The following is a 19,739-nucleotide window of genomic DNA, read 5'->3' as shown; positions in this document are numbered from 1 at the left end:
GCCGCAAGGAGAATGCATGAATCAAGTGGTGATAACCGGCACGGGACTCTATACGCCCGAGCACAGCATCGACAACGACGCCCTGGTGGCCTCGTTCAATGCCTGGGTAGATGCCGAGAATACGCGCCGTGAACGGGCCGGCGACGAGGAGCGCCTGGCGCACTCGAGCAGTGAATTTATCGTCAAGGCGTCGGGCATCCACAGCCGCCATGTGCTCGATGCCGAGGGCATCCTCGATCCCGAGCGCATGCGCCCCAGGCTTCGTGAGCGTGACAACGAGGAGCCCTCGATCCAGTGCGAGATGGGCGCCAGGGCCGCCCGCGAGGCCCTGGAGCGCGCCGGCCTTTCGGCTGATGCAATCGATCTGGTCATCGTCGGCTGCTCCAATCTGGAGCGTCCCTATCCGGCGCTGGCCGTGGAGCTGCAGGCCGAGCTGGGGGCCGGTGGTTATGCGTTCGACATGAACGTTGCCTGTTCCTCGGCTACCTTCGCCATCGAGACGGCAGCCAACGCCATCCGCGCCGGCAGTGCCAGTCGTGCCCTGGTGATCAACCCCGAGATCTGCTCGGCGCACCTCAACTTCCGGGATCGCGACAGTCACTTCATCTTCGGTGATGCCTGCACGGCGATCGTGCTGGAGCGTGACGACCTGGCCACTGCCACGGAGCGCTTCGAGATCCTCGGCACCCGTCTGGTGACACGCTTCTCCAATGCGATCCGCAACAATGCCGGCTTCCTGAATCGCGTGACCGATGCCGATCCGTTGGCCGTGGACAAGCTCTTCGTGCAGGAGGGGCGGCGGGTCTTCAAGGAGGTGTGCCCGATGGTGGCGACGCTGATCCGTGATCATCTGCAGAGCCTTGGTCTGGGTGGCGATGACCTGGCTCGCATGTGGCTGCACCAGGCCAACCGGCATATGAACGATCTGATCGCTCGCCGCGTGCTGGGGCGTGACCCCGATGAGCATGAGGCGCCGGTGATCCTCGACCGCTATGCCAATACGAGTTCGGCAGGCTCGATCATCGCCTTCCATCTGCATCGGGATGATCTGACCGTCGGCGACAATGGCGTGATCTGCTCGTTCGGTGCCGGCTACAGTGCCGGCAGCGTGGTGGTTCGGCGCGTCTGATACCAGAAATTCAGGGAGATGATGATGAGCGATGCCAAGGGGCACGAAAAACGGGTATGGCGTGGAGTGCTGGTGCTGGCTGTTGCCGGGCTATTGGCCGGATGCGCGAGCGCTGGCACGCAGCAGGAGCGTCATCCCGATGACCCCTGGGAAGGCTTCAACCGCAAGGTGTTCGCCTTCAATGATGTGCTGGACCGTTATGCGCTCAAGCCGGTGGCACGGGCCTACCGCTTCGTTACGCCGGACCCGGTGGAGACCGGCGTGGGTAATGTCTTCTCCAACCTGGGTGAGCCGCGTACCGTGCTCAACAGCCTGCTGCAGGGCAAGCCACGCAACGCCAGTGTTGCCACGGCGCGCTTTCTGATCAACACCACGGTGGGAGTGGGGGGGCTGTGGGACGTCGCCAGTCGCCTGGAGGTCACCGGCAGGGAGGAGGACTTCGGCCAGACCCTCGGCGTCTGGGGGTGGGAGGAGTCGCGCTACCTGGTACTGCCGCTGTTCGGTCCGAGCACCGTGCGTGATACTGGTGGCCGACCCGTGGACATGTACTCCTACCCGACGACCTATATCGAGGATGACGAAACACGCCTGGGGCTGACGGCGCTGCGTCTCGTCGACAAGCGTGCGGGTCTGCTCGATCAGGAGGCGCTGATCCAGGGGGATCGCTACAGCTTTGTGCGTGATGCCTGGCTGCAGCAGCGTCGTTTTGAGGTCAGTGATGGAGAGTTGGGAGACGACCCCTTTGCCAGCGACGAATTCAATTTCGACGATGGTGATTTCGACGACGCCTTTGCCGACTGAGGCCTGATCATGGAACGTCCCAAGCAGCTGATCGGCGTGATCGATGAGCCGGGCCCGGCACGTGATGCGCTGGCCGAGACCATCGCCCGGGATGGCCTGGCGGTGGTGGCCGTCGCCGACAGCGAGGCACTGCCGCCCGAGGTGGCGCTGGCGGTGGCCCATGTGCGGGCCGTGCCGGCCGCCGACTGGCCAGCGCTATGCGAGAGCCTACCGACCCTGGTGGTCAGCGATAGCCGCGATGCCCCGGATCTGCTCTCGGCGGTGGATGCGGGGCTGGTGGACTATATCGTGGAGCCGCGTCGCCACGGTCAGCTGCTGCGACGCATGATCCGCAAGGCGATCCGGCTGCATGATCTAGAGGAGGCACGTCGCCGCGACAAGCTGCGTCTGGAGGAGCTCAACGAGACTCTCGAGACCCATCTGGCGATGTTGCGTCTCGACCAGCAGGCCGGCGGCCAGATCCAGCGCAAGCTGCTGCCGCCGAGGCCCCAGTCCCTGGGTGGCGTCACCTGTGACTACTGGTTTGCTCCCTATCTCTACCTCTCGGGAGATTTCCTCGACTTCCATCTTCTCGACGAGCGCTATCTGCTGTTCTACTTCGCTGATGTGTCGGGGCATGGGGCGTCATCGGCCTTCGTCACGGTGCTGCTCAAGTATCTGGCCAATCGATGGCAGACCGAATGGGATGGTGCGCACCCTGAGGCGCTGCCGGCACGCTGGCTGGCTGACCTCAACAAGGAATTGCTGGATACCGGCATCGGCAAGCACGCCACCCTGTTTGTGGGTATCATTGACCTCGAGCGTCGCTATCTGCACTATTCGCTGGGCGCGCAGCTGCCCATGCCGCTGCTGGTGGTGGATGGCAAGGTCACCAGCCTGGCGGGCGAGGGCATGCCGGTCGGACTCTTTCCGGGCGCCGACTACCCGACCCTGGGTTGTTCGCTACCGGAACGCTTTCACCTGTGGCTCTGTTCGGATGGCGTTCTGGAGTGCCTGCCGGGCGATACCCTCGACTCGCGGCTGATGGAGCTCGAGCGGCAGGTTCAGACCAGCGCGACGCTGGCGGATCTGAAGGCCAATCTGGCCCTTGACCCCGCGCCGGGCGATGAGACATTGCCCGACGACCTGACGATCATGATGTTGAGCGGATTTGGCCATGCTGATTCATGAAGGGCGCATCAAGGCGGCATTCGATGCCGGCGTATTCGTCCTCAAGCTGTGCGGTGACGTACGGCTGACACTCTGCGCTACCCTGGACCGTCAGGCCCAGCAGCTGGCGAGCACCCCAGGTCTCGAGTCGTTGATCATCGACCTGCGTGACGCCAGCAACGTGGACTCCACCGCGCTGGGCTTTCTGGCCAAGGTGGCCATGGCCGTCCAGGGGCGGCTGGCGGAGCGACCCACCATCGTGGTCGACAATCCCGACGTTCAGCGCATGCTGGATGTGATGGGTTTCTCGCGTTTCTTCACCATGGTGGAGTCGCCCATCACCGAGGTCTGTGAACTCTGCGATCTGCCCGAGATCCCCACCGATGTCGAGGAGACCCGGCGACGGATCCTCGAGGCGCATCGCATCCTGATGCGCATGAACGAGCACAACCGTGAGGAGTTCCAGCCCCTCGTGGAGATGCTCGAGGCTCAGGAAGACGCCTCCCGCCATCAGTGAGGGAAGAAACCAGTGCTAATGGTAGATAGCTCTACTCGGGGCTGATCTGGCGGCAAGCCCCGGAGCGCCGGACCGACGAGGAGGGGCTGTCAATACCTCCCTGTACGCTACCTCGGCCGTCCCTGGTCCTCGGACCTCCTCTTCGGCTTGCCCCCAGCGCCCCGCATGCACCGTAACGAGTAGAAGCCTGCAGGCTAGCCCCTTCTTAGCTCACTTAGCAGGCTTTCGAGCTTTCGCTGGTCCTCCATGAACTTGCGAATTCCCTCGGCCAGCTTCTCGGTGGCCATGGCATCCTCGTTGAATGCCCAGCGAAACTCGGCCTCGTCCAGTGGTTCCGGGGGGCGGGTCTCGGCGCCCTGGGGCGTCAGTCGACGCTCGAGATGGCCCTGGGACTCGGCAAGCTCGGCGAGCAGGGCCGGGGAGATGGTCAGGCGGTCGCAGCCCGCCAGGGCGAGAATCTCGCCGCTGTTGCGGAAGCTGGCGCCCATCACGATGGTCTGATAGCCGTGGCCCTTGTAGTGCTCATAGATGCGTTTCACCGAGCGAACACCGGGGTCGTTGTCGCCGCTGAAGTCGGCCTCGGGCTGTTGTGCCTTGTGCCAGTCCAGGATGCGCCCCACGAAGGGTGAGATCAGGGTGACGCCCGCGTCGGCGCAGGCCTGCGCCTGGGTGAAGCTGAACAGCAGCGTGAGGTTGGTGTGGATGCCCTCTCGCTCCAGTTGGCGTGCAGCGCGGATGCCCTCCCAGGTGGCGGCAACCTTGATCAGGATGCGTTCGGGACCCACGCCATGACGCGCGTAGCGTTCGATTAGCGAGTGGGCTCGCGCCAGGGTGGCGTCGGTATCGAAGGAGAGGCGAGCGCTCACCTCGGTGGACACGTAGCCAGGCACCAGTTCGCTGATCTCGCTGCCGATCTCTACCGCCACCGCGTCCAGGGCGTCATCGAGATCGATGGCCGAACGAGCGATCTCGCCGAGGCGCTGGCGGCGCGCATCCTGCTGGGCCGCCTGCAGGATCAGCGAGGGGTTGGTGGTGGCATCGCTGGGCTGGAAGCGGCGGATGGCCTCGATGTCGCCGGTGTCGGCGACTACCGTGGTCATTTCCTTGAGTTGTGATAGAAGATCGTCGGCCATTGGGTGCTCCTCCTTGAAGTAGATTCCCACTCTAGCAAGCTAGCCGGGGAGCGAACAGATCCGGCAGGCCGCGGCGTTATCGGTTATTATTTGCAGGCTATTTAACCCTTTCATGCTTTCCGCGAGGAGTCGCCTTGACGCTCAACGCCCGCCGCCTGGCATTGCTGGTTGCGGCCAATACCGCGCTTGCACCCTTCGCCATCGATGCCTACCTGCCGGCAATGGCCGCCCTGGCCGAGGATATCGGCGCCAGCATTCATCATACCGAACTGTCGCTGTCGGCCTTTCTGGCCGGTTTTGCCCTGGGCCAGCTGATCTTCGGGCCCGTCTCCGATCGGGTGGGGCGCAAGCCGGTGCTGCTCGGTGGCCTGGTGGTGTTCCTGCTCGCCAGCCTGGTAATCACCACCGTGGGATCGCTGCCTGAACTGCTGGCGTGGCGCTTCGTCCAGGCCCTGGGCGGTGGCGCTACCGTGGTCAACTCGGCGGCCATCGTGCGCGACTGCTTCCAGGGGCGTGAGGCAGCCAAGGTGATGTCGACCATGGCCATCATCATGCTGATGGCGCCGCTGGCGGCGCCGGTGGTCGGCAGTGCATTGCTCTATCTGGGCGACTGGTGGTTGATCTTCGTGTTCCTGGCCGTTTACGCGGGCTTCCTGATGTGGCTGCTGGGTACGCGCCTTCCCGAGACTCGGGCCCCCGGTCGCTTCGCGACCACGCCACGACAGGTGCTGGGCAACTACGTGTCGGTGCTGCGCGACCGCCGTGCCATGGGTTTTATTGCCGCCGCGTCGATGACATTCGCCGGTCTGTTTGCCTTCGTCACCGCCTCGCCGTTTCTCTATCTGGAGCACTTCGGCCTGACGCCCTCTCTCTATCCGTTGGTATTTGGCGTCAACGTGGTGATCATGGTGGCCGCCAACCGCCTCAATATCCGTCTGCTGAGGTGGTATACGCCGCTGCAGAACCTGCGCCTGGGTCTCGGGATTCAACTGGTGGCGGGTCTTGGGCTGGCGCTGGTGGTGGCCACGGGACTGGAGTCGCTGGCCACCATGGTGCCGCTGATCATGCTGTTTGCCGGCACCATCGGTCTGGTGGCGCCCAATGCGATTACCTCGCTGCTCGATCGTTTCCCGCACATGAGTGCCACGGCGGCTGCCCTGCAGGGCAGCATCCAGTTCTCCTGCGGTGCACTGGCCGGGGTCCTGGTCGGAGCCTTCGAGATCGACAGTGCCTGGCCCATGGTGGGCACCATGCTCGGGGCGACGCTGCTGGCGAACCTGGGTATTCGTGTGCTGGCAGGCACGGCAGAGCCGGAGCCGCAGGCTCATGGCTGAGCAGTTCTGGCCTGGTAGTTTCGATATGAGCGGCGCCACCTGGCTGGGCTGTGCCCTGGTGCTGGCGCTCGGGGCCTTCGTGCAGCGTGCCACAGGCTTCGGCCTGGCGGTGGTGGGGGCCCCTCTGCTGTTGCTGCTGGAACCACGCCTGGTGCCGGTGGTGCTGGTGCTGTTCGGCTTTACCGTCTCGCTGTTGACCCTGCGTCACTACCACCATGAGGTACGCCTTGGCGAGATAGGCGCGGCCCTGGTGGGGCGATTGCCCGGCAATGGGTTGGGCGCCTGGCTGCTGCTGGCCGCCCCGATGGCAGTACTGGAAAAGCTGATCGCCGCCAGCGTGCTGTTTACCGTCGTGGTGACGCTGTTCCGCCTGCGCCTGCCGGTCAACCGCGGCACCCTGTTCGGCGCCGGCGTGGTATCCGGCCTCTTCGGCACGGTGGCGGCCATCGGTGGGCCACCGATGGTGTTGCTGCTGCATGGGTTTTCACCCGATCGCCTGCGTGGAACCCTCTCGGCCTTCTTCGTGGTCACCTCGTTGATGACCCTGGCCACCCTGGCGCTGGTCGGGCAGGTCTCGGCCTGGCAGCTGGGCATGGCCCTCAGCTTTATCCCGGCGGTGCTGTTCGGCACCTGGCTGGCCAACCGCGTCGCCCACCGCGTCGATCGCCGCCTGCTGCAGGGCGCCTCGTTGTCACTCTGCACTCTGGCGGCGCTGGGGCTGCTGCTCTAGCGAAGCAGGGCTATCGCAGTTATCGACAGGGTGATAATGGGAGGCGCCGGGGACAGGTCGGAGAGGGGGGCCGGGGCCTGTCGCCGGAATAGCCTTGAACGGCCCTGCCTCCACGATAGTTCTGTCTAGCGAGAACCATGGGGTGCGTGGATTCTCTGATGGGCCCAGCGATGTCATAAAGCTGTCATCTGTGTGGGGCAAGGTGTGTGTCGCGAAGGTTGCACACCGTACCCATCAGGAGATCGCTCCATGAATCGCATCCTCACCAGCCGCACACTCAAGACCACGGCGATCGCCGCCGCCGTCATGGGCATGGCCACCGTGGCCCATGCCCGTGACCAGATTCGCATCGTCGGCTCCAGCACCGTTTATCCGTTCGCCAGCTACGTGACCGAAGAATTCGGCGCGGTGACCGAGTTTCCGACACCGGTCATCGAGTCCACCGGTTCCGGTGGCGGCATTCGTCTGTTCTGCAATGGGGTGGGCGAGGGGACGCCGGATATCTCCAATGCCTCGCGTCGCATCAAGGCCGCCGAGCTCGAGCGCTGCATCGACAATGGCGTGACCGATGTGACCGAGGTCAAGATCGGCTCGGACGGCATCGTCTTCGCCCAGTCCAGTACCAACGAGGGTGTCGACCTGACCCTGGAGCAGCTGTTCCTGGCCGTCGCCGCCAAGGTGCCCGGACAGGGTGACAAACAGGGCGAGCTGGTCGACAACCCGTACCAGAAGTGGAGCGATATCGACGCCTCCCTGCCGGAGCGCGAGATCTCCATCTATGGTCCGCCGAGCACCTCCGGTACCCGTGATGCCTTCGAGGAGCTGGTCATGGAGGCCGTCTCCGAAGAGATCGATGTCTATGGCGGCGAAGGCTATACCGATATCCGTGCCGATGGCGCCTATATCGATGCCGGCGAGAACGACAACCTGATCGTTCAGCGCCTCACCGAGGACACCGTCGCCTTCGGTATCTTCGGCTACTCCTTCCTGGTAGAGAACCCCAACGCCCTGATCGCCGCGGATATTGACGGTGTCGAGGCCGAGCCCGAGGCGATCAGCGCCGGCGACTACCCCATCGCGCGCTCGCTGTTCTTCTACGTCAAGAACCAGCACGCCGACGCCGTACCCCCGCTGTATGAGTACGTCGACATGTTCGTCTCCGAGATGATGATCGGTGAGGGTGGTTATCTGGGTGATCTGGGGCTGATCCCGCTGCCCGAGGGGGAGCGCGAGCAGACCCGCGAGAAGGTCGCCAACCGCGCCGCACTGCAGGTCGCCGATCTGTAAGGGAGCAGTACTCGGGCAAGGATGCCTGACCCGGCCGGCAGCCCTGGTTGCCGGCCGCTGCACCTTCCGACAGCCCGACTGTCGATGAAAGCCATCGAGAGATCCCTATGCAGACCGATCAACTTCTTTCCCTGTTCGGCGGCGTGTTGCTGCTGCTGGGTCTGATCGCCTTCTTCCTGGGGCGTGCCAAGGCCGCGCGGGTGCGCGCCGGTGGCACGACCATGCATGCACAGCCTGACCAGTATGCCTGGTTTGCGGTGCTCGCCACCGCCGGTCCGGCCATCGCGGTAAGCGCGGTGGGGGCCTTCCTGTTGCTGTTGCTGGAGGTCGAGATTCCCGAACTCGGCCTGCTGGCCGGCAGCCTGGCGGTGGCCGCCATCGGGCTGGGGTTGGGGATGCGTCAGGTAAGGCCCGACTTCCATGCCCGCAAGGCGATCGAACGGGTGATTCGTGGTGCGCTGCTCACCGCGGCGCTGATCTCCATCCTGACCACCTTCGGCATCCTGATCTCCATCGTCTTCGAGGCCCTGCGTTTCTTCCAGATGCACAGCTTCTGGGAGTTCATCACCGGCACGGTCTGGAATCCCGGGGCGAGTTTCCTGGCCGCCGCCGGGCGTGCCGAGGAGGGCGCCAGCGCCGCCCAGTTCGGCTCGCTGCCGCTATTCGCCGGCACCTTCATGATTACCGCCATCGCCATGCTGGTCGCCATTCCCGTTGGCCTGCTGGCGGCGATCTACATGGCCGAGTTCGCCCCCAGGGGGGTGAGGACCCTGGCCAAGCCGACCCTGGAGGTGTTGGCCGGCATCCCCACCGTGGTCTACGGCTTCTTCGCTGCCATCACCGTGGCGCCGATCATCGTCTCCATCGCCAATGCCTTCGGCCTGGACGCCGCCTTCAACAACGCCGTGGCGCCGGGGATCGTGATGGGCATCATGATCATTCCCTTTATCTCATCGCTCTCCGACGACGTGATCAATTCGGTGCCCGACAGCATGCGCCAGGGGGCACTGGCGCTGGGCATGACCAAGGGCGAGACCATTCGCGACGTGGTCCTCCCCGCGGCGCTGCCTGGGATCATCTCCGCCTCGCTGCTGGCGGTCTCCCGGGCGCTGGGCGAGACCATGATCGTGGTGATGGCGGCGGGCATGCGCCCCAACCTTACCGCCAACCCCTTCGAGGACATGACCACGGTGACGGTACGCATCGTCGCCGCGCTGACTGGTGACCTGGAGTTCGAGAGCGCCGAGACCCTCTCGGCTTTCGCCCTGGGACTGGTGCTGTTCGCCGTCACCCTGAGCCTGAATCTGGTCTCGGTGCTGATGATCCGTCGCTTCCGCGAGAAGTATCGCGTCAATAACCTGTAACGCCGAGGAATCGCCGAGATGAGTCAAACCTTCGACGAGATCAGCGCCCAGCTGCGCCGCCGCCATCGACGCTCGGCGCGGCTCAAGTGGGTCTCCATGGGCGCCCTGGGGCTGGCCGGCCTGTTCCTCCTGTGGTTCTTCTCCGACATGCTGAGCAAGGGGCTGCCGGCCTTTCAGCAGGCGCAGATCCAGGTGGAGATCGACTACAACGAGGATGCCGCCCGCATGGGGCGGGCCGCCCTCGACCGTGACCTGTCACGCCTGGTGAGCCGCACCTTCGAGCGCATGATACCCGTGCAGATGCGCGAGAACCCCGAGCTGCTGGGCAGCAAGGAGACGCGCTGGGTGCTGGCCGACAGCGAGGTCGACCAGTACCTCAAGGGGCACCGTCACAAGCTCAACGACGCCCAGCGGGCCCTGGTTGACGAGCTGGAGGCCGAGGGACGGGTCGAGCTGCGCTTCAATACCACCTTCTTCACCACCGGCGACTCCAAGATGCCGGAGGCCTCGGGCATCCTTTCCGCCGCGGTCGGCACCATCATGACCATGCTGGTGACCCTGGCCATCGCCTTTCCGATCGGGGTGATGACGGCGGTCTATCTCGAGGAGTTCGCGCCCGACAACCGATTCACCCAGTTGATCGAGATCAATATCAATAACCTGGCGGCAATCCCCTCGATCCTGTTCGGGCTGCTGGGGCTGGCGATCTTCATCAACTTCTTCGGAGTGCCGCGCTCCTCGCCGCTGGTGGGCGGCATGACCCTGGCGCTGATGACCCTGCCGGTGATCATCATCGCCACCCGCACGGCGCTGCGCAGCGTGCCGGACGCCATCCGTCACGCGGCCTTCGGCGTGGGCTGCTCGCGATGGCAGGTGGTCCGCGACCATGTGCTGCCGCTGGCCATGCCCGGCATCATGACCGGCTCCATCATCGGTCTGGCCCAGGCCATGGGAGAGACCGCACCGTTGATCATCGTCGGCATGGTGGCCTTTATCCCCGATGTCTCGGCCTCCTTTACAGAGGCCGCCACGGTGCTGCCTGCACAGGTGTTCACCTGGGCAGGGGAGCCCGAGAAGGCCTTCGTCGAGAAGACCGCCGGGGGCATCCTGGTACTGCTGGCCATCCTGATCTTCCTGAATGCCACCGCCGTCATCCTGCGCAAGAAATTCGAGCGTCGCTGGTAAACCGGCGCGCCATGGAGACCACCGATATGACTTTCCAAGCCAATCCCCGTCACCTTGCCGGTTCCACACCCCGGGTGGGGCAGCCCCATACCCGCAACGAGGACGCCTGCCATGACCTCAGCATCCGCGTGCGTGACCTCAACCTCTGGTACGGTGAGAGTCAGGCGCTCAAGGGCCTCGATATCGACCTGTTCCAGAAGAACATCACCGCGTTGATCGGCCCCTCCGGCTGTGGCAAGTCGACTTTCCTGCGCTGTCTCAACCGCATGAACGACCTGATACCCGGTGTGCGCATCGAGGGTCTGGTGGAGATGGATGGGCGTGACGTCAACCAGGTGAAGATGGACGAGGTGGCGCTACGCCGCCGGGTGGGCATGGTATTCCAGAAGCCCAATCCCTTCCCCAAGTCGATCTATGAGAACATCGCCTATGCCCCGCGCATGCACGACCTGGTCAGCCGCAAGCCGGAGCAGGACGAACTGGTGGAGAAGGCACTGCGCGATGCCGGCCTGTGGGAGGAGGTCAAGGACAAGTTGCATCAGCCCGGCACCTCGCTCTCCGGCGGCCAGCAGCAGCGCTTGTGCATCGCTCGAGCCATCGCCGTGCAGCCCGACGTGATCCTGATGGATGAGCCCACCTCGGCGCTTGACCCGATCTCCACCGCCACCATCGAGGACCTGATGGACCGCCTCAAGGAGCAGTTCACCATCATCACGGTGACCCACAACATGCAGCAGGCGGCACGCGTGGCGGACTACACGGCCTTCTTCCACCTCGGCGAGATCATCGAGTACAACGATACCAGGACGATGTTTGCCAACCCTGCCACCAAGAAGGCCGAGGACTACATCACCGGCCGCTATGGCTGAGGGGACGTCAGAGGCTGGATATCGGAGATTGAGCAGCATCACGGGGAGGCTTTGGCCTTCCCGTCGTCGTCAGTGCGTGTCATGCGATTGACATCGCGGCGGTTTATATATGGAATTTCAGATATCAGTTTCCTCCGGCGAGAGAGCATCATGACCCTACGAATCGGCATCAACGGCTTCGGGCGCATCGGTCGCCTGGTGCTGCGCAGTCTCTGGCCCCGTGTGGAGGCCGGTGAGGTGGAGCTTGTCCACCTCAACGACCCGGGCGGTGACGCCGCGACCTTCGCTCATCTGCTGGAGTTCGACTCGGTCCATGGTCAGTGGTCGCCGGGGCAGGGGATTCAGGCGGAATCCGAGGCGCTGGTGATCGACGGCCGACGGATTACCTTCGGTGCCAGCAAGGCGCCTGAAGAGAGCGACTGGTCGAGCTGTCGGGTGGTCATCGAGTGCTCCGGCAAGCTCAGGACGAAGGAGGCCCTGCAGGCCTATCTCGACCAGGGCGTCGAGCGGGTGGTGGTCAGCGCACCGGTCAAGGCGGAGGGTGTGCTCAATGTGGTGGTGGGCGTCAATGATCATCAGTACGACCCCGGTGTGCATCGCATCGTTACCGCGGCGAGCTGCACCACCAACTGTCTGGCACCGGTGATCAAGGTGGTCCACGAGACCTTCGGTATTCGTCACGGCTCGATGACCACGGTGCACGATATCACTAATACCCAGGTCATCCTCGATACCCCTAGCTCGCCGAGCAGCCCGGACCTGCGCCGCTCGCGAGCCTGCGGCATGAGCCTGATTCCCACCACCACCGGTTCGGCCAAGGCGATCACCGCCATCTTCCCCGAACTCGAGGGCAAGCTGAACGGCCATGCGGTGCGTGTGCCGCTGGCCAATGCCTCGCTCACCGACATGGTGTTTGAGCTCGCTCGTGAGGTGACGGTGGAGGAGGTCAATGCGGCGCTGGAGGCCGCCGCCGAGGGCGAGCTCGCCGGCATTCTGGGCTTTGAAAGGCGCCCGCTGGTCTCCATCGACTACCGCACCGACCCCCGCAGCTCGATCATCGATGCGCTCTCGACCATGGTCATCAACGGCACCCAGCTCAAGCTCTACGCCTGGTACGACAACGAGTGGGGCTACGCCAACCGCACCGCAGAGCTGGTCCTCAGGGTAGGCACCCAGCGGGTGGGACGTGGCTGATTCCCTCGCCTCTCGCGTCAAGGTACTGCCCTTCGCGGTGCGTCAGTACCTGTTGATCACCGGTAACTACTGGGCCTTCACCCTCACCGACGGCGCGCTGCGCATGCTGGTGGTGCTTCATTTTCACCAGCTGGGCTACTCGCCGCTGGAAGTGGCGCTGCTGTTTCTCTTCTACGAGGCCTTCGGGGTGGTCACCAATCTGGTGGGGGGCTGGCTGGGCGCGCGCCTGGGACTCAATCGCATCATGAACCTGGGGCTCGGCCTGCAGATCCTGGCCCTGACCATGCTGATGGTGCCTGCCACGGCGCTAAGCGTGCCCTGGGTGATGACGGCCCAGGCGCTCTCAGGAGTCGCCAAGGATCTCAACAAGATGAGCGCCAAGAGCGCGGTCAAGGTGCTGGTGCCCGGGGAGAGCGTCAGCGCCGGCAGTGCCCTCTACCGCTGGGTGGCGATCCTTACCGGCTCCAAGAATGCGCTGAAGGGTGCCGGCTTCTTTCTGGGCGGTGCACTGCTGACGCTGATCGGTTTTCGAGCCGCGGTGCTGGTGATGGCGTTGATGCTCTGCGGGGTACTGATGTTGTCACTCTGGCGGCTTACCGCCGATCTGGGCCGTCAGACTCGCAAGCCGAAGTTCCGCGAGGTGTTCTCCTCCTCAAGGGCCGTCAATGTGCTCTCGGCGGCCCGGCTCTGCCTCTTTGCCTCCCGGGATGTATGGTTCGTGGTGGCCCTGCCGGTGTTTCTCTTCGAGCAACACGGCTGGAGTCACTGGACGGTGGGCGGGCTGTTGGCGATATGGGTCATCGGCTATGGCGGGGTTCAGACCCAGGCGCCACGGCTGACCGGCCTGGTCAAGGGCGGGGCGCGAGGCGTTACGGTCTTCTGGGCTCTCGCCCTGGCCGGACTGCCGGCCCTGCTGGCGCTGTTGCCACTGGCCGAGGTGGGTTGGCTGGTGGCGGGCCTGCTGGCCTTCGGCGTGCTGTTCGCCGTGAACTCCAGCTGGCACAGCTACTTGATCGTCCACTATGCGCGCGCCGATGGCGTCTCCATGGACGTGGGCTTCTACTACATGGCCAATGCCATGGGGCGCCTCGCCGGCACCCTGCTCTCCGGCTGGGTCTACCAAGCCTATGGCCTGGCCGCCTGCCTGTGGATCTCGGCGGCCCTGGTGGTGGCCAGCGCCCTGATGGCCCTGGCCCTGCCCAGGGGAGCGCGAGCCTGAACTTGGCTCGGGCCTTGGCGTAGAATGGTCGAGAGCCTCGACAAGGAACCCCCGATGACGCTGGACCCGCTGCGCCTGTTCAAGTGCCTGAGTGATGAGACGCGCCTGATGCTCACCCTGCTGATCCTGCGCGAAGGGGAGCTGTGTGTCTGCGAGATGACCCATGCCCTGGAAGCCTCGCAACCCAAGGTCTCCCGTCATCTCGCTCAGTTGCGCCACTGCGGACTGCTCAACGACCGACGTGAGGGCCAGTGGGTCTACTACGGCCTGGCACCGGCACTGCCCCAGTGGGCGGCGGCCGCACTGGAGGCCGCCGCCGAAGGGCACGCAGGCGCCCTTGCCACCTTGCAGGAGCGCCTGGCGCGCATGGGCAACCGCCCGGAGCGGCGAGCGGCACTGTGCTGATTAGTCTTGGCGTCTCTCGGCATCGCCCACAGGTACGGTAGTGGCCTATGCCTCGTCCTCGGGGAAGTGGTGCCGGGTCTTGTTGGCGATGCGCACGAGGGCCAGCATTAGCGGCACCTCCACCAGCACGCCGACCACCGTGGCGAGGACCGCGCCGGACTGCAGGCCGAACAGAGCGATGGCGGCGGCGACGGCCAGCTCGAAGAAGTTGCTGGCGCCGATCATCGCCCCTGGGGCAGCCACGCTATGGGGCACTCGCCACGCCTTGGCCCAGCCGTAGGCGATGAAGAAGATCAGGAAGGTTTGAAGGATCAGCGGGATGGCGATCAGCACGATATGCAGCGGCGCCCCGAGGATCACCTCGCCCTGGAAGGCGAACAGCAGCACCAGGGTCACGATAAGGCCAATCGGTGTCACCGGGCCGATACGTTTCATAAAGACGTTGTCATACCACTCGTCGCCGCGGCGGGCGATCAAGGCGCGCCGGGTCACGACGCCCGCGGTAAGCGGGATCACGATATAGAGCACCACCGACAGCGCTACGGTGTCCCAGGGTACCTGGATATTGGAGACCCCGAGCAGAAAGACCACGATGGGCGCGAAGGCGAACAGCATGATCAGGTCGTTGAGGGCGACCTGAACCAGGGTGTAGGCGGCGTCGCCCCGGGTCAGGGTGCTCCACACGAAGACCATGGCGGTGCAGGGGGCCGCCCCCAGTAGTATGGCCCCGGCCAGGTACTGGCTGGCCAGAGGTTCCGGGATCAAAGGACGGAAAACCACCATCAGAAAGAACCAGGCGATGGCAAACATGGTGAAGGGCTTGATCAGCCAGTTCACTGTGGTGGTGATGATCAGCCCCTTGGGCTGGCGGCGCACACCGAGCACCGCCGAGAAGTCGATTTGGGCCATCATCGGAAAGATCATCGCCCAGATCAGGATGGCTACGGGGATCGATACCTGGGCGACTTCGAAGCGTGACAGCGTCTCAGGCACCGCCGGGACGAGCTGGCCGAGCAGCACCCCGACGATGATGGCCAGCGCCACCCAAAGGGATAGGAAGCGCTCGAATAGCCCCATGCCGTCTGCGATGCTGGGTGATGGGGCGTGTGGTTGCTGGGTCATGGCGTGGCTCCTGTCAGACGGCGCGTCTCTTTGAATGCCATGGGCACCGGGAGTCGGTGACTCAGTGCAGCCCGTTGGCTTTGGCTCTGCTCTCGTTGATAATATATGGAATTTCATATATTCCCAATGCGGCGGGTAATCAGCCGCCCTTGATGGCGTCGATATTGTTACTCTGGAGGTCGCCTTGGTCGGATACCCTTCACTGAGTCTGGTGCGTGTCGGCGTCGGTACCCTCATCGAGGCAAGCCTCGACATCGCCCCTGGCGAGATCCACTGTCTCACGGGCCCCAGCGGCTCCGGCAAGAGCCGCCTGCTGCGTGCCGTGGCTGACCTTGAGCCCCACGCCGGTGAGGTGTGGCTTGGCGATATTGCCCAGTCATCATTGCCGGCTCATGCGTGGCGGGGGCGGGTGATGCTGGTGCCTGCAGAGAGCCAGTGGTGGGCGGAGCGGGTGGGCGAGCATATGCTCCGGCCCAGTGACACGGACCTGGAGGCGTTGGGCTTTACCCCAGAAGTGCTGGACTGGCAGGTGGCGCGGCTCTCCTCCGGGGAGAAGCAGCGCCTGGCGCTGCTGCGGGCGGTCTGGCGTGAGCCGGCAACTCTGCTACTCGACGAGCCCACCGCCAACCTGGACGACGCCACCACCCGGCGGGTTGAGACCTGGTTGATTCAGCGCATCCGGGACCGGGGCTGGCCGGTGATCTGGGTCGCCCACGACCCTGACCAGATCGCCCGGGTGGCACAACGCCACTGGCGCATCGCGGGCAGCGAGCTGATAGAGGTGACGGCATGGATGTGATTGCGCTTGGCTGGTGGCAGCTGGCCCTGGCGGCCCTGCTGGTGGTGGCGCTGGCCGGCTGTACGGCCATTGCCCGGCTGGGCATGGGCAAGAGCCTGATCATCGCCGCAACACGTACCATCATTCAGCTTGCACTGGTCGGCCTGGTGCTGGAGGCGCTGTTCGCCTCGGCACGTCTGCACTGGGTGGCGTTGATGGCGCTCGCCATGCTCCTGATCGCCGGGCGCGAGGTGACGGCGCGCCAACAGCGCCGTCTGCTGAACGGCTGGACCTTCGGTATTGGCACCGTGGCGATGTTCCTCTCCTCCTTCACGGTCACCGTGCTTACCCTGACCCTGATCATCGGTCCGGAGCCCTGGTACCGGCCCCAGTACGCCATCCCGCTGCTCGGCATGATGCTCGGCAACACCATGACCGGTGTAGCACTGGCACTGGACCGGCTCACCGATACTGCCTGGCGCCAGCGAGCCGTGATCGAGAACCGTCTGATGCTCGGGGAGCCCTGGCAGCTGGCGGTCGGCGATATTCGCCGCGAGGCGATGCGCAGCGGCCTGATGCCGATGATCAACGCCATGGCCGCCGCCGGGGTGGTCAGCCTGCCGGGGATGATGACTGGTCAGATACTGGCCGGCACGTCGCCGGCGCTGGCGGTGAAGTACCAGATTCTGGTGATGTTCACCATCACGCTGGGTACCGGCTTCGGCACCCTGGCCGCGGTGGCAGCGGGAAGTCGCCGGTTATTCGATGACCGTCAGCGACTGCGCCTGGATCGCCTGTCTCGCCCCAGGGGATAGCCACTCTATGGGCTGCTGGTCATCGAGCGGCTCGATGCGATCATAGTGAAGACACTGGGTTCAGTATGTAGTCCGTGGCGAGAGTTTTGGGTATTCCGTCTTTGATAGACGTCAGCTGGTGCAGGTCTTTCGCCGCCATACCTCTTTCCACTGCCAACCCTCTTTTGTTAGGTAGGCAGTGAGCGCGGGAACAAGAGGCAACGTTTCAAGATGATCCAGTATGTCACTATGGGATTTGTCGAAGCCCACAAAGCCCAGCTTGTCGTCGACATGGGTTGTGACTCTGGCACTCCGCCTCGTGCTTACTTTTCCTGAGGAAGAGGCGAGAAAGTCATCCAGTGTTGCGATGGCCGAAGTGACTTCAAATCGGGTCATGCAAGATAGAGAGGAACACCCAAAGTTCACTACCTGTAGGGAAATATATAGTTTGGTGAGGGAGACGGGAAGAGCTTCTTTTACGTTTGAAGTATGGTAGTAATGAAGGATAGGGTAGGCGTGTTGCTGTTGCCCGATCTCGGTAATATCTTCGAGTATATTTTCCAGCTTGTTGCCGAGAATGGAAAAATCTCCGGAGCCACGAGTATTCTCCAATATCTCTATTGGGGTCTCTCCTAGTCGGCTGACCATGAGGGCTAATTTTCGCTTTTTGACGACAGAAGAAACGATCGATAACCAGTAAGTGATGGCCAGGGTGAACAATGTGAATCCATTGATGGCACAGAGGATAGACGCCAGTTTCCATGGCGTCTGCAGTGGTGTGTAGTCGCCATACCCAAGCGTAGTCAGGGTATACCCGACGAAGTAGGCACGCTCGGCCAGGCTGGCCGGTTGGTAAGTGGTACTGTTCACGACGGAATAAGGGTTGCCGGTGAAGATCAGCCACCAGCCGGACCAGAACAAGAGAACCCAGCTCAGTAGCAGTAGCAGGACCAAGGTGGGGCCTGGTGCTCGTAATAGCAGGGGCATGTCAAGAGAATAGCCAAGCCGTCTCGCTACTCCCCATACACCTCCGGAAACTCCTCTCGTGATGGGACCGGCACCTGCCAGGGAAAGGGTCGACTTGCACAGGTCATATAGCGTCACCAGCACGATCGTAATACCCGCAATTAGCAGCGCAATATTGGTCATTAGCTTCGCCTTATCTGATAGATGAGTCCTGGGCTGTCACTTTTTGAGTTTAATCAGCAACCCATAGGCTGTCATGTCATCGCTACGTGGTCGTTGGTGACTGGCGAAGCTTTTCAAGTCGGGTGTCCGTTGGTCCCCCATCAGATTGATATCATCACCCGCTCCATCACCCCTGGAGGACGCCATTGAGGCGGCCAACGACCTGCTGGCCGGAAGGGTTCGTGGGCGTGTGGTAGTGGCCCTGTCAGGGTAAGGTAGCCAGCGGGCGACATGAATGTCGCCCGCTTGTCCTTAATCGATCAGCTCGACGGCCACCGCCGTGGCTTCACCGCCGCCGATGCAAAGGCTGGCGATGCCGCGCTTGCCACCCTTGGTGCGCAGGGCGTGGATCAGGGTCGCGATGATACGCGAGCCGGTGGAGCCGATGGGGTGGCCCTGGGCGCAGGCACCGCCGAAGACGTTGACCTTGTCATGGGGGATATCGAGTCCGTCCATGGCCAGCAGGGTGACCACGGCGAAGGCCTCGTTGATCTCGAACAGGTCGACGTCGTCCACGCTCCAGTCGAGCTTCTTCATCAGCTTGTCGATGGCGCCCACCGGGGCGATGGTGAACTCACTGGGGTGCTGGGAGTGGGTGCTGTGGCCCAGCATGCGTGCCAGAGGCTTGGCGGCAAGCCGCTCGGCGGCGGCACCGCTTGCCAGGATCAAGGCCGATGCGCCATCGGAGATGGAACTGGCGTTGGCCGCCGTGATGGTGCCCTCCTTGGCGAAGGCGGGGCGCAGTGAACGGATCTTGTCGAGCTTGGCCTGGAAGGGCTGCTCATCATGGCTGACCACGCTTTCGCCCTTGCGGCTGGTGACGGTGACCGGTGCCATCTCGGCATCCAGGTGGCCGGCGTTGGTCGCCTCCATGGCACGCTCCAGCGAGGCGATGGCGAAGTCGTCGAGGCGCTCGCGGCTGTAGTCGCGCTGGGTGGCGATATCCTGGGCGAACACGCCCATCAGCTTGCCGGTCTCGGCATCCTCGAGGCCGTCGAGGAACATGTGATCCTTCAGTTCGCCATGCCCCAGGCGATACCCGGCGCGGGCCTTGGGCAGCACATGCGGGGCGTTGGACATGGACTCCATGCCGCCGGCCAGGGCGACCTCGGCGCTACCCGCGCGAATCAGATCATGGGCCAGCATGGTGGCCTTCATGCCCGAGCCACACAGCTTGTTGATGGTGGTGGCACCGATGGCATCGGGGATGCCCGCCTGGCGCATGGCCTGACGCGCGGGCCCCTGCTTGACGCCGGCCGGCAGCACGCACCCCATGATGCCCTCATCGATGCTCTCGGCGTCGATGCCGGCGCGTTCGATGGCGGCGCGGATGGCCACGGCACCGAGCTCGGGAGCGGTGAGGCTGGAGAGGCTGCCAAGCATGCCGCCCATGGGGGTGCGAGCGGCGGAGAGGAAGACGATATCGTTGGAGTGGCTCATGATGGTTCTCCCGATGTGGAGAGCGGTACCCGATGGGGCCGCGTTGTAATGGTCGTTATGGCTGTGATGGTCGTTATGGTTGTAGGTTGCCCTGTGTCACG

General features: G+C 63.9%; 19 protein-coding genes. 15 read left to right on the top strand and 4 right to left on the bottom strand.

Annotated features, from left to right (window positions below):
- The first annotated feature begins 16 nt into the window (after positions 1 to 16).
- Genes Q0894_RS01655 through Q0894_RS01640 form a run of 4 tightly spaced genes read left to right on the top strand, consistent with a single transcriptional unit; the run spans position 17 to position 3,596 of the window.
- On the top strand, positions 17 to 1,129 hold the full coding sequence (locus tag Q0894_RS01655) for a beta-ketoacyl-ACP synthase III (protein ID WP_299230912.1): 1,113 nt from the start codon (positions 17 to 19) through the stop codon (positions 1,127 to 1,129).
- 24 nt (positions 1,130 to 1,153) lie between these two features.
- Positions 1,154 to 1,930 (top strand): VacJ family lipoprotein, encoded by a 777-nt coding sequence (locus Q0894_RS01650; RefSeq protein WP_299230910.1) that lies wholly within the window; start codon positions 1,154 to 1,156, stop codon positions 1,928 to 1,930.
- A gap of 9 nt (positions 1,931 to 1,939) precedes the next feature.
- Complete coding sequence (locus tag Q0894_RS01645) at positions 1,940 to 3,100, top strand: response regulator (RefSeq protein WP_299230908.1); 1,161 nt, start codon at positions 1,940 to 1,942, stop codon at positions 3,098 to 3,100.
- Entirely contained in the window at positions 3,087 to 3,596 is a 510-nt protein-coding gene (locus Q0894_RS01640) for an STAS domain-containing protein (protein ID WP_299230906.1), read from the top strand. The genes Q0894_RS01645 and Q0894_RS01640 overlap by 14 nt, the downstream gene beginning before the upstream one ends.
- Before the next feature lie 194 nt (positions 3,597 to 3,790).
- Here the strand turns inward: Q0894_RS01640 and tal are convergent, their stop codons facing one another.
- On the bottom strand, positions 3,791 to 4,729 hold the full coding sequence (tal, locus tag Q0894_RS01635; protein ID WP_299230904.1) for a transaldolase: 939 nt from the start codon (positions 4,727 to 4,729) through the stop codon (positions 3,791 to 3,793).
- Positions 4,730 to 4,863: 134 nt separating this feature from the next.
- Here tal and Q0894_RS01630 point away from each other — a divergent pair, with 134 nt between their 5' ends.
- The 9 genes from Q0894_RS01630 to Q0894_RS01590 all read left to right on the top strand — a co-directional run bounded on the left by Q0894_RS01630 (position 4,864) and on the right by Q0894_RS01590 (position 14,316).
- Entirely contained in the window at positions 4,864 to 6,063 is a 1,200-nt protein-coding gene (locus Q0894_RS01630) for a Bcr/CflA family multidrug efflux MFS transporter (protein WP_299230902.1), read from the top strand.
- Positions 6,056 to 6,793: a sulfite exporter TauE/SafE family protein gene (locus Q0894_RS01625; RefSeq protein ID WP_299230900.1), complete on the top strand. Its 738-nt coding sequence runs from the start codon at positions 6,056 to 6,058 to the stop codon at positions 6,791 to 6,793. Before Q0894_RS01630 ends, Q0894_RS01625 begins: the two co-directional genes overlap by 8 nt.
- Positions 6,794 to 7,042: 249 nt before the next feature.
- Positions 7,043 to 8,080, top strand: coding sequence for a substrate-binding domain-containing protein (locus Q0894_RS01620; protein ID WP_299230898.1), 1,038 nt, complete (start codon positions 7,043 to 7,045; stop codon positions 8,078 to 8,080).
- A gap of 107 nt (positions 8,081 to 8,187) precedes the next feature.
- The gene (pstC, locus tag Q0894_RS01615; protein WP_195688463.1) at positions 8,188 to 9,444 is read left to right on the top strand and encodes a phosphate ABC transporter permease subunit PstC; all 1,257 of its coding nucleotides are present in this window, start codon (positions 8,188 to 8,190) and stop codon (positions 9,442 to 9,444) included.
- 18 nt (positions 9,445 to 9,462) lie between these two features.
- Positions 9,463 to 10,629 (top strand): phosphate ABC transporter permease PstA, encoded by a 1,167-nt coding sequence (pstA, locus tag Q0894_RS01610; RefSeq protein WP_299230893.1) that lies wholly within the window; start codon positions 9,463 to 9,465, stop codon positions 10,627 to 10,629.
- A 26-nt stretch (positions 10,630 to 10,655) separates the two neighbouring features.
- Complete coding sequence (gene pstB / locus Q0894_RS01605; RefSeq protein WP_299230892.1) at positions 10,656 to 11,498, top strand: phosphate ABC transporter ATP-binding protein PstB; 843 nt, start codon at positions 10,656 to 10,658, stop codon at positions 11,496 to 11,498.
- Between the two features lie 150 nt (positions 11,499 to 11,648).
- Positions 11,649 to 12,692, top strand: coding sequence for an ArsJ-associated glyceraldehyde-3-phosphate dehydrogenase (locus Q0894_RS01600; protein WP_299230891.1), 1,044 nt, complete (start codon positions 11,649 to 11,651; stop codon positions 12,690 to 12,692).
- Entirely contained in the window at positions 12,685 to 13,911 is a 1,227-nt protein-coding gene (gene arsJ, locus Q0894_RS01595) for an organoarsenical effux MFS transporter ArsJ (RefSeq protein ID WP_299230890.1), read from the top strand. Before Q0894_RS01600 ends, arsJ begins: the two co-directional genes overlap by 8 nt.
- Positions 13,912 to 13,965: 54 nt before the next feature.
- Complete coding sequence (locus Q0894_RS01590) at positions 13,966 to 14,316, top strand: metalloregulator ArsR/SmtB family transcription factor (protein WP_299230889.1); 351 nt, start codon at positions 13,966 to 13,968, stop codon at positions 14,314 to 14,316.
- Positions 14,317 to 14,361: 45 nt separating this feature from the next.
- Here Q0894_RS01590 and arsB read toward each other — a convergent pair whose 3' ends face one another.
- A complete protein-coding gene (gene arsB / locus Q0894_RS01585) occupies positions 14,362 to 15,438 on the bottom strand; it encodes an ACR3 family arsenite efflux transporter (protein ID WP_299230888.1) in 1,077 nt (358 codons plus the stop codon).
- Between the two features lie 184 nt (positions 15,439 to 15,622).
- Here arsB and Q0894_RS01580 point away from each other — a divergent pair, with 184 nt between their 5' ends.
- Both Q0894_RS01580 and fetB read left to right on the top strand, forming a co-directional pair.
- Entirely contained in the window at positions 15,623 to 16,237 is a 615-nt protein-coding gene (locus tag Q0894_RS01580; protein ID WP_299230886.1) for an ATP-binding cassette domain-containing protein, read from the top strand.
- Positions 16,228 to 17,031 (top strand): iron export ABC transporter permease subunit FetB, encoded by an 804-nt coding sequence (gene fetB / locus Q0894_RS01575; RefSeq protein ID WP_299230884.1) that lies wholly within the window; start codon positions 16,228 to 16,230, stop codon positions 17,029 to 17,031. The genes Q0894_RS01580 and fetB overlap by 10 nt, the downstream gene beginning before the upstream one ends.
- Positions 17,032 to 17,142: 111 nt before the next feature.
- On the opposite strand, the gene Q0894_RS01570 is transcribed toward fetB, so the two are convergent.
- Together Q0894_RS01570 and Q0894_RS01565 are read right to left on the bottom strand one after the other, a co-directional pair.
- Positions 17,143 to 18,159: a potassium channel family protein gene (locus Q0894_RS01570; protein WP_299230882.1), complete on the bottom strand. Its 1,017-nt coding sequence runs from the start codon at positions 18,157 to 18,159 to the stop codon at positions 17,143 to 17,145.
- Between the two features lie 291 nt (positions 18,160 to 18,450).
- Positions 18,451 to 19,638: an acetyl-CoA C-acyltransferase gene (locus Q0894_RS01565; RefSeq protein ID WP_299230880.1), complete on the bottom strand. Its 1,188-nt coding sequence runs from the start codon at positions 19,636 to 19,638 to the stop codon at positions 18,451 to 18,453.
- Positions 19,639 to 19,739: the final 101 nt, after the last annotated feature.

Origin of the sequence: uncultured Halomonas sp., assembly GCF_947501415.1 — a bacterium.
Lineage (GTDB): Bacteria > Pseudomonadota > Gammaproteobacteria > Pseudomonadales > Halomonadaceae > Halomonas.
Note: the sequence above shows the minus strand (reverse complement) of the source record. Positions and strands in the feature narration are given on the sequence as shown.

What these genes read in the sequence shown, in the direction of transcription:
- Q0894_RS01625 (WP_299230900.1), top strand. Translation starts at nt 6,056, where the DNA reads ATGGCTGAGCAGTTCTGGCCTGGTAGTTTCGATATGAGCGGCGCCACC.
- arsB (WP_299230888.1), bottom strand. Translation starts at nt 15,438, where the DNA reads ATGACCCAGCAACCACACGCCCCATCACCCAGCATCGCAGACGGCATG.
- fetB (WP_299230884.1), top strand. Translation starts at nt 16,228, where the DNA reads ATGGATGTGATTGCGCTTGGCTGGTGGCAGCTGGCCCTGGCGGCCCTG.
- Q0894_RS01655 (WP_299230912.1), top strand. Translation starts at nt 17, where the DNA reads ATGAATCAAGTGGTGATAACCGGCACGGGACTCTATACGCCCGAGCAC.
- Q0894_RS01600 (WP_299230891.1), top strand. Translation starts at nt 11,649, where the DNA reads ATGACCCTACGAATCGGCATCAACGGCTTCGGGCGCATCGGTCGCCTG.
- Q0894_RS01590 (WP_299230889.1), top strand. Translation starts at nt 13,966, where the DNA reads ATGACGCTGGACCCGCTGCGCCTGTTCAAGTGCCTGAGTGATGAGACG.
- Q0894_RS01650 (WP_299230910.1), top strand. Translation starts at nt 1,154, where the DNA reads ATGAGCGATGCCAAGGGGCACGAAAAACGGGTATGGCGTGGAGTGCTG.
- Q0894_RS01645 (WP_299230908.1), top strand. Translation starts at nt 1,940, where the DNA reads ATGGAACGTCCCAAGCAGCTGATCGGCGTGATCGATGAGCCGGGCCCG.
- Q0894_RS01570 (WP_299230882.1), bottom strand. Translation starts at nt 18,159, where the DNA reads ATGACCAATATTGCGCTGCTAATTGCGGGTATTACGATCGTGCTGGTG.
- pstC (WP_195688463.1), top strand. Translation starts at nt 8,188, where the DNA reads ATGCAGACCGATCAACTTCTTTCCCTGTTCGGCGGCGTGTTGCTGCTG.
- tal (WP_299230904.1), bottom strand. Translation starts at nt 4,729, where the DNA reads ATGGCCGACGATCTTCTATCACAACTCAAGGAAATGACCACGGTAGTC.
- pstB (WP_299230892.1), top strand. Translation starts at nt 10,656, where the DNA reads ATGACTTTCCAAGCCAATCCCCGTCACCTTGCCGGTTCCACACCCCGG.
- pstA (WP_299230893.1), top strand. Translation starts at nt 9,463, where the DNA reads ATGAGTCAAACCTTCGACGAGATCAGCGCCCAGCTGCGCCGCCGCCAT.
- Q0894_RS01640 (WP_299230906.1), top strand. Translation starts at nt 3,087, where the DNA reads ATGCTGATTCATGAAGGGCGCATCAAGGCGGCATTCGATGCCGGCGTA.
- Q0894_RS01565 (WP_299230880.1), bottom strand. Translation starts at nt 19,638, where the DNA reads ATGAGCCACTCCAACGATATCGTCTTCCTCTCCGCCGCTCGCACCCCC.
- Q0894_RS01620 (WP_299230898.1), top strand. Translation starts at nt 7,043, where the DNA reads ATGAATCGCATCCTCACCAGCCGCACACTCAAGACCACGGCGATCGCC.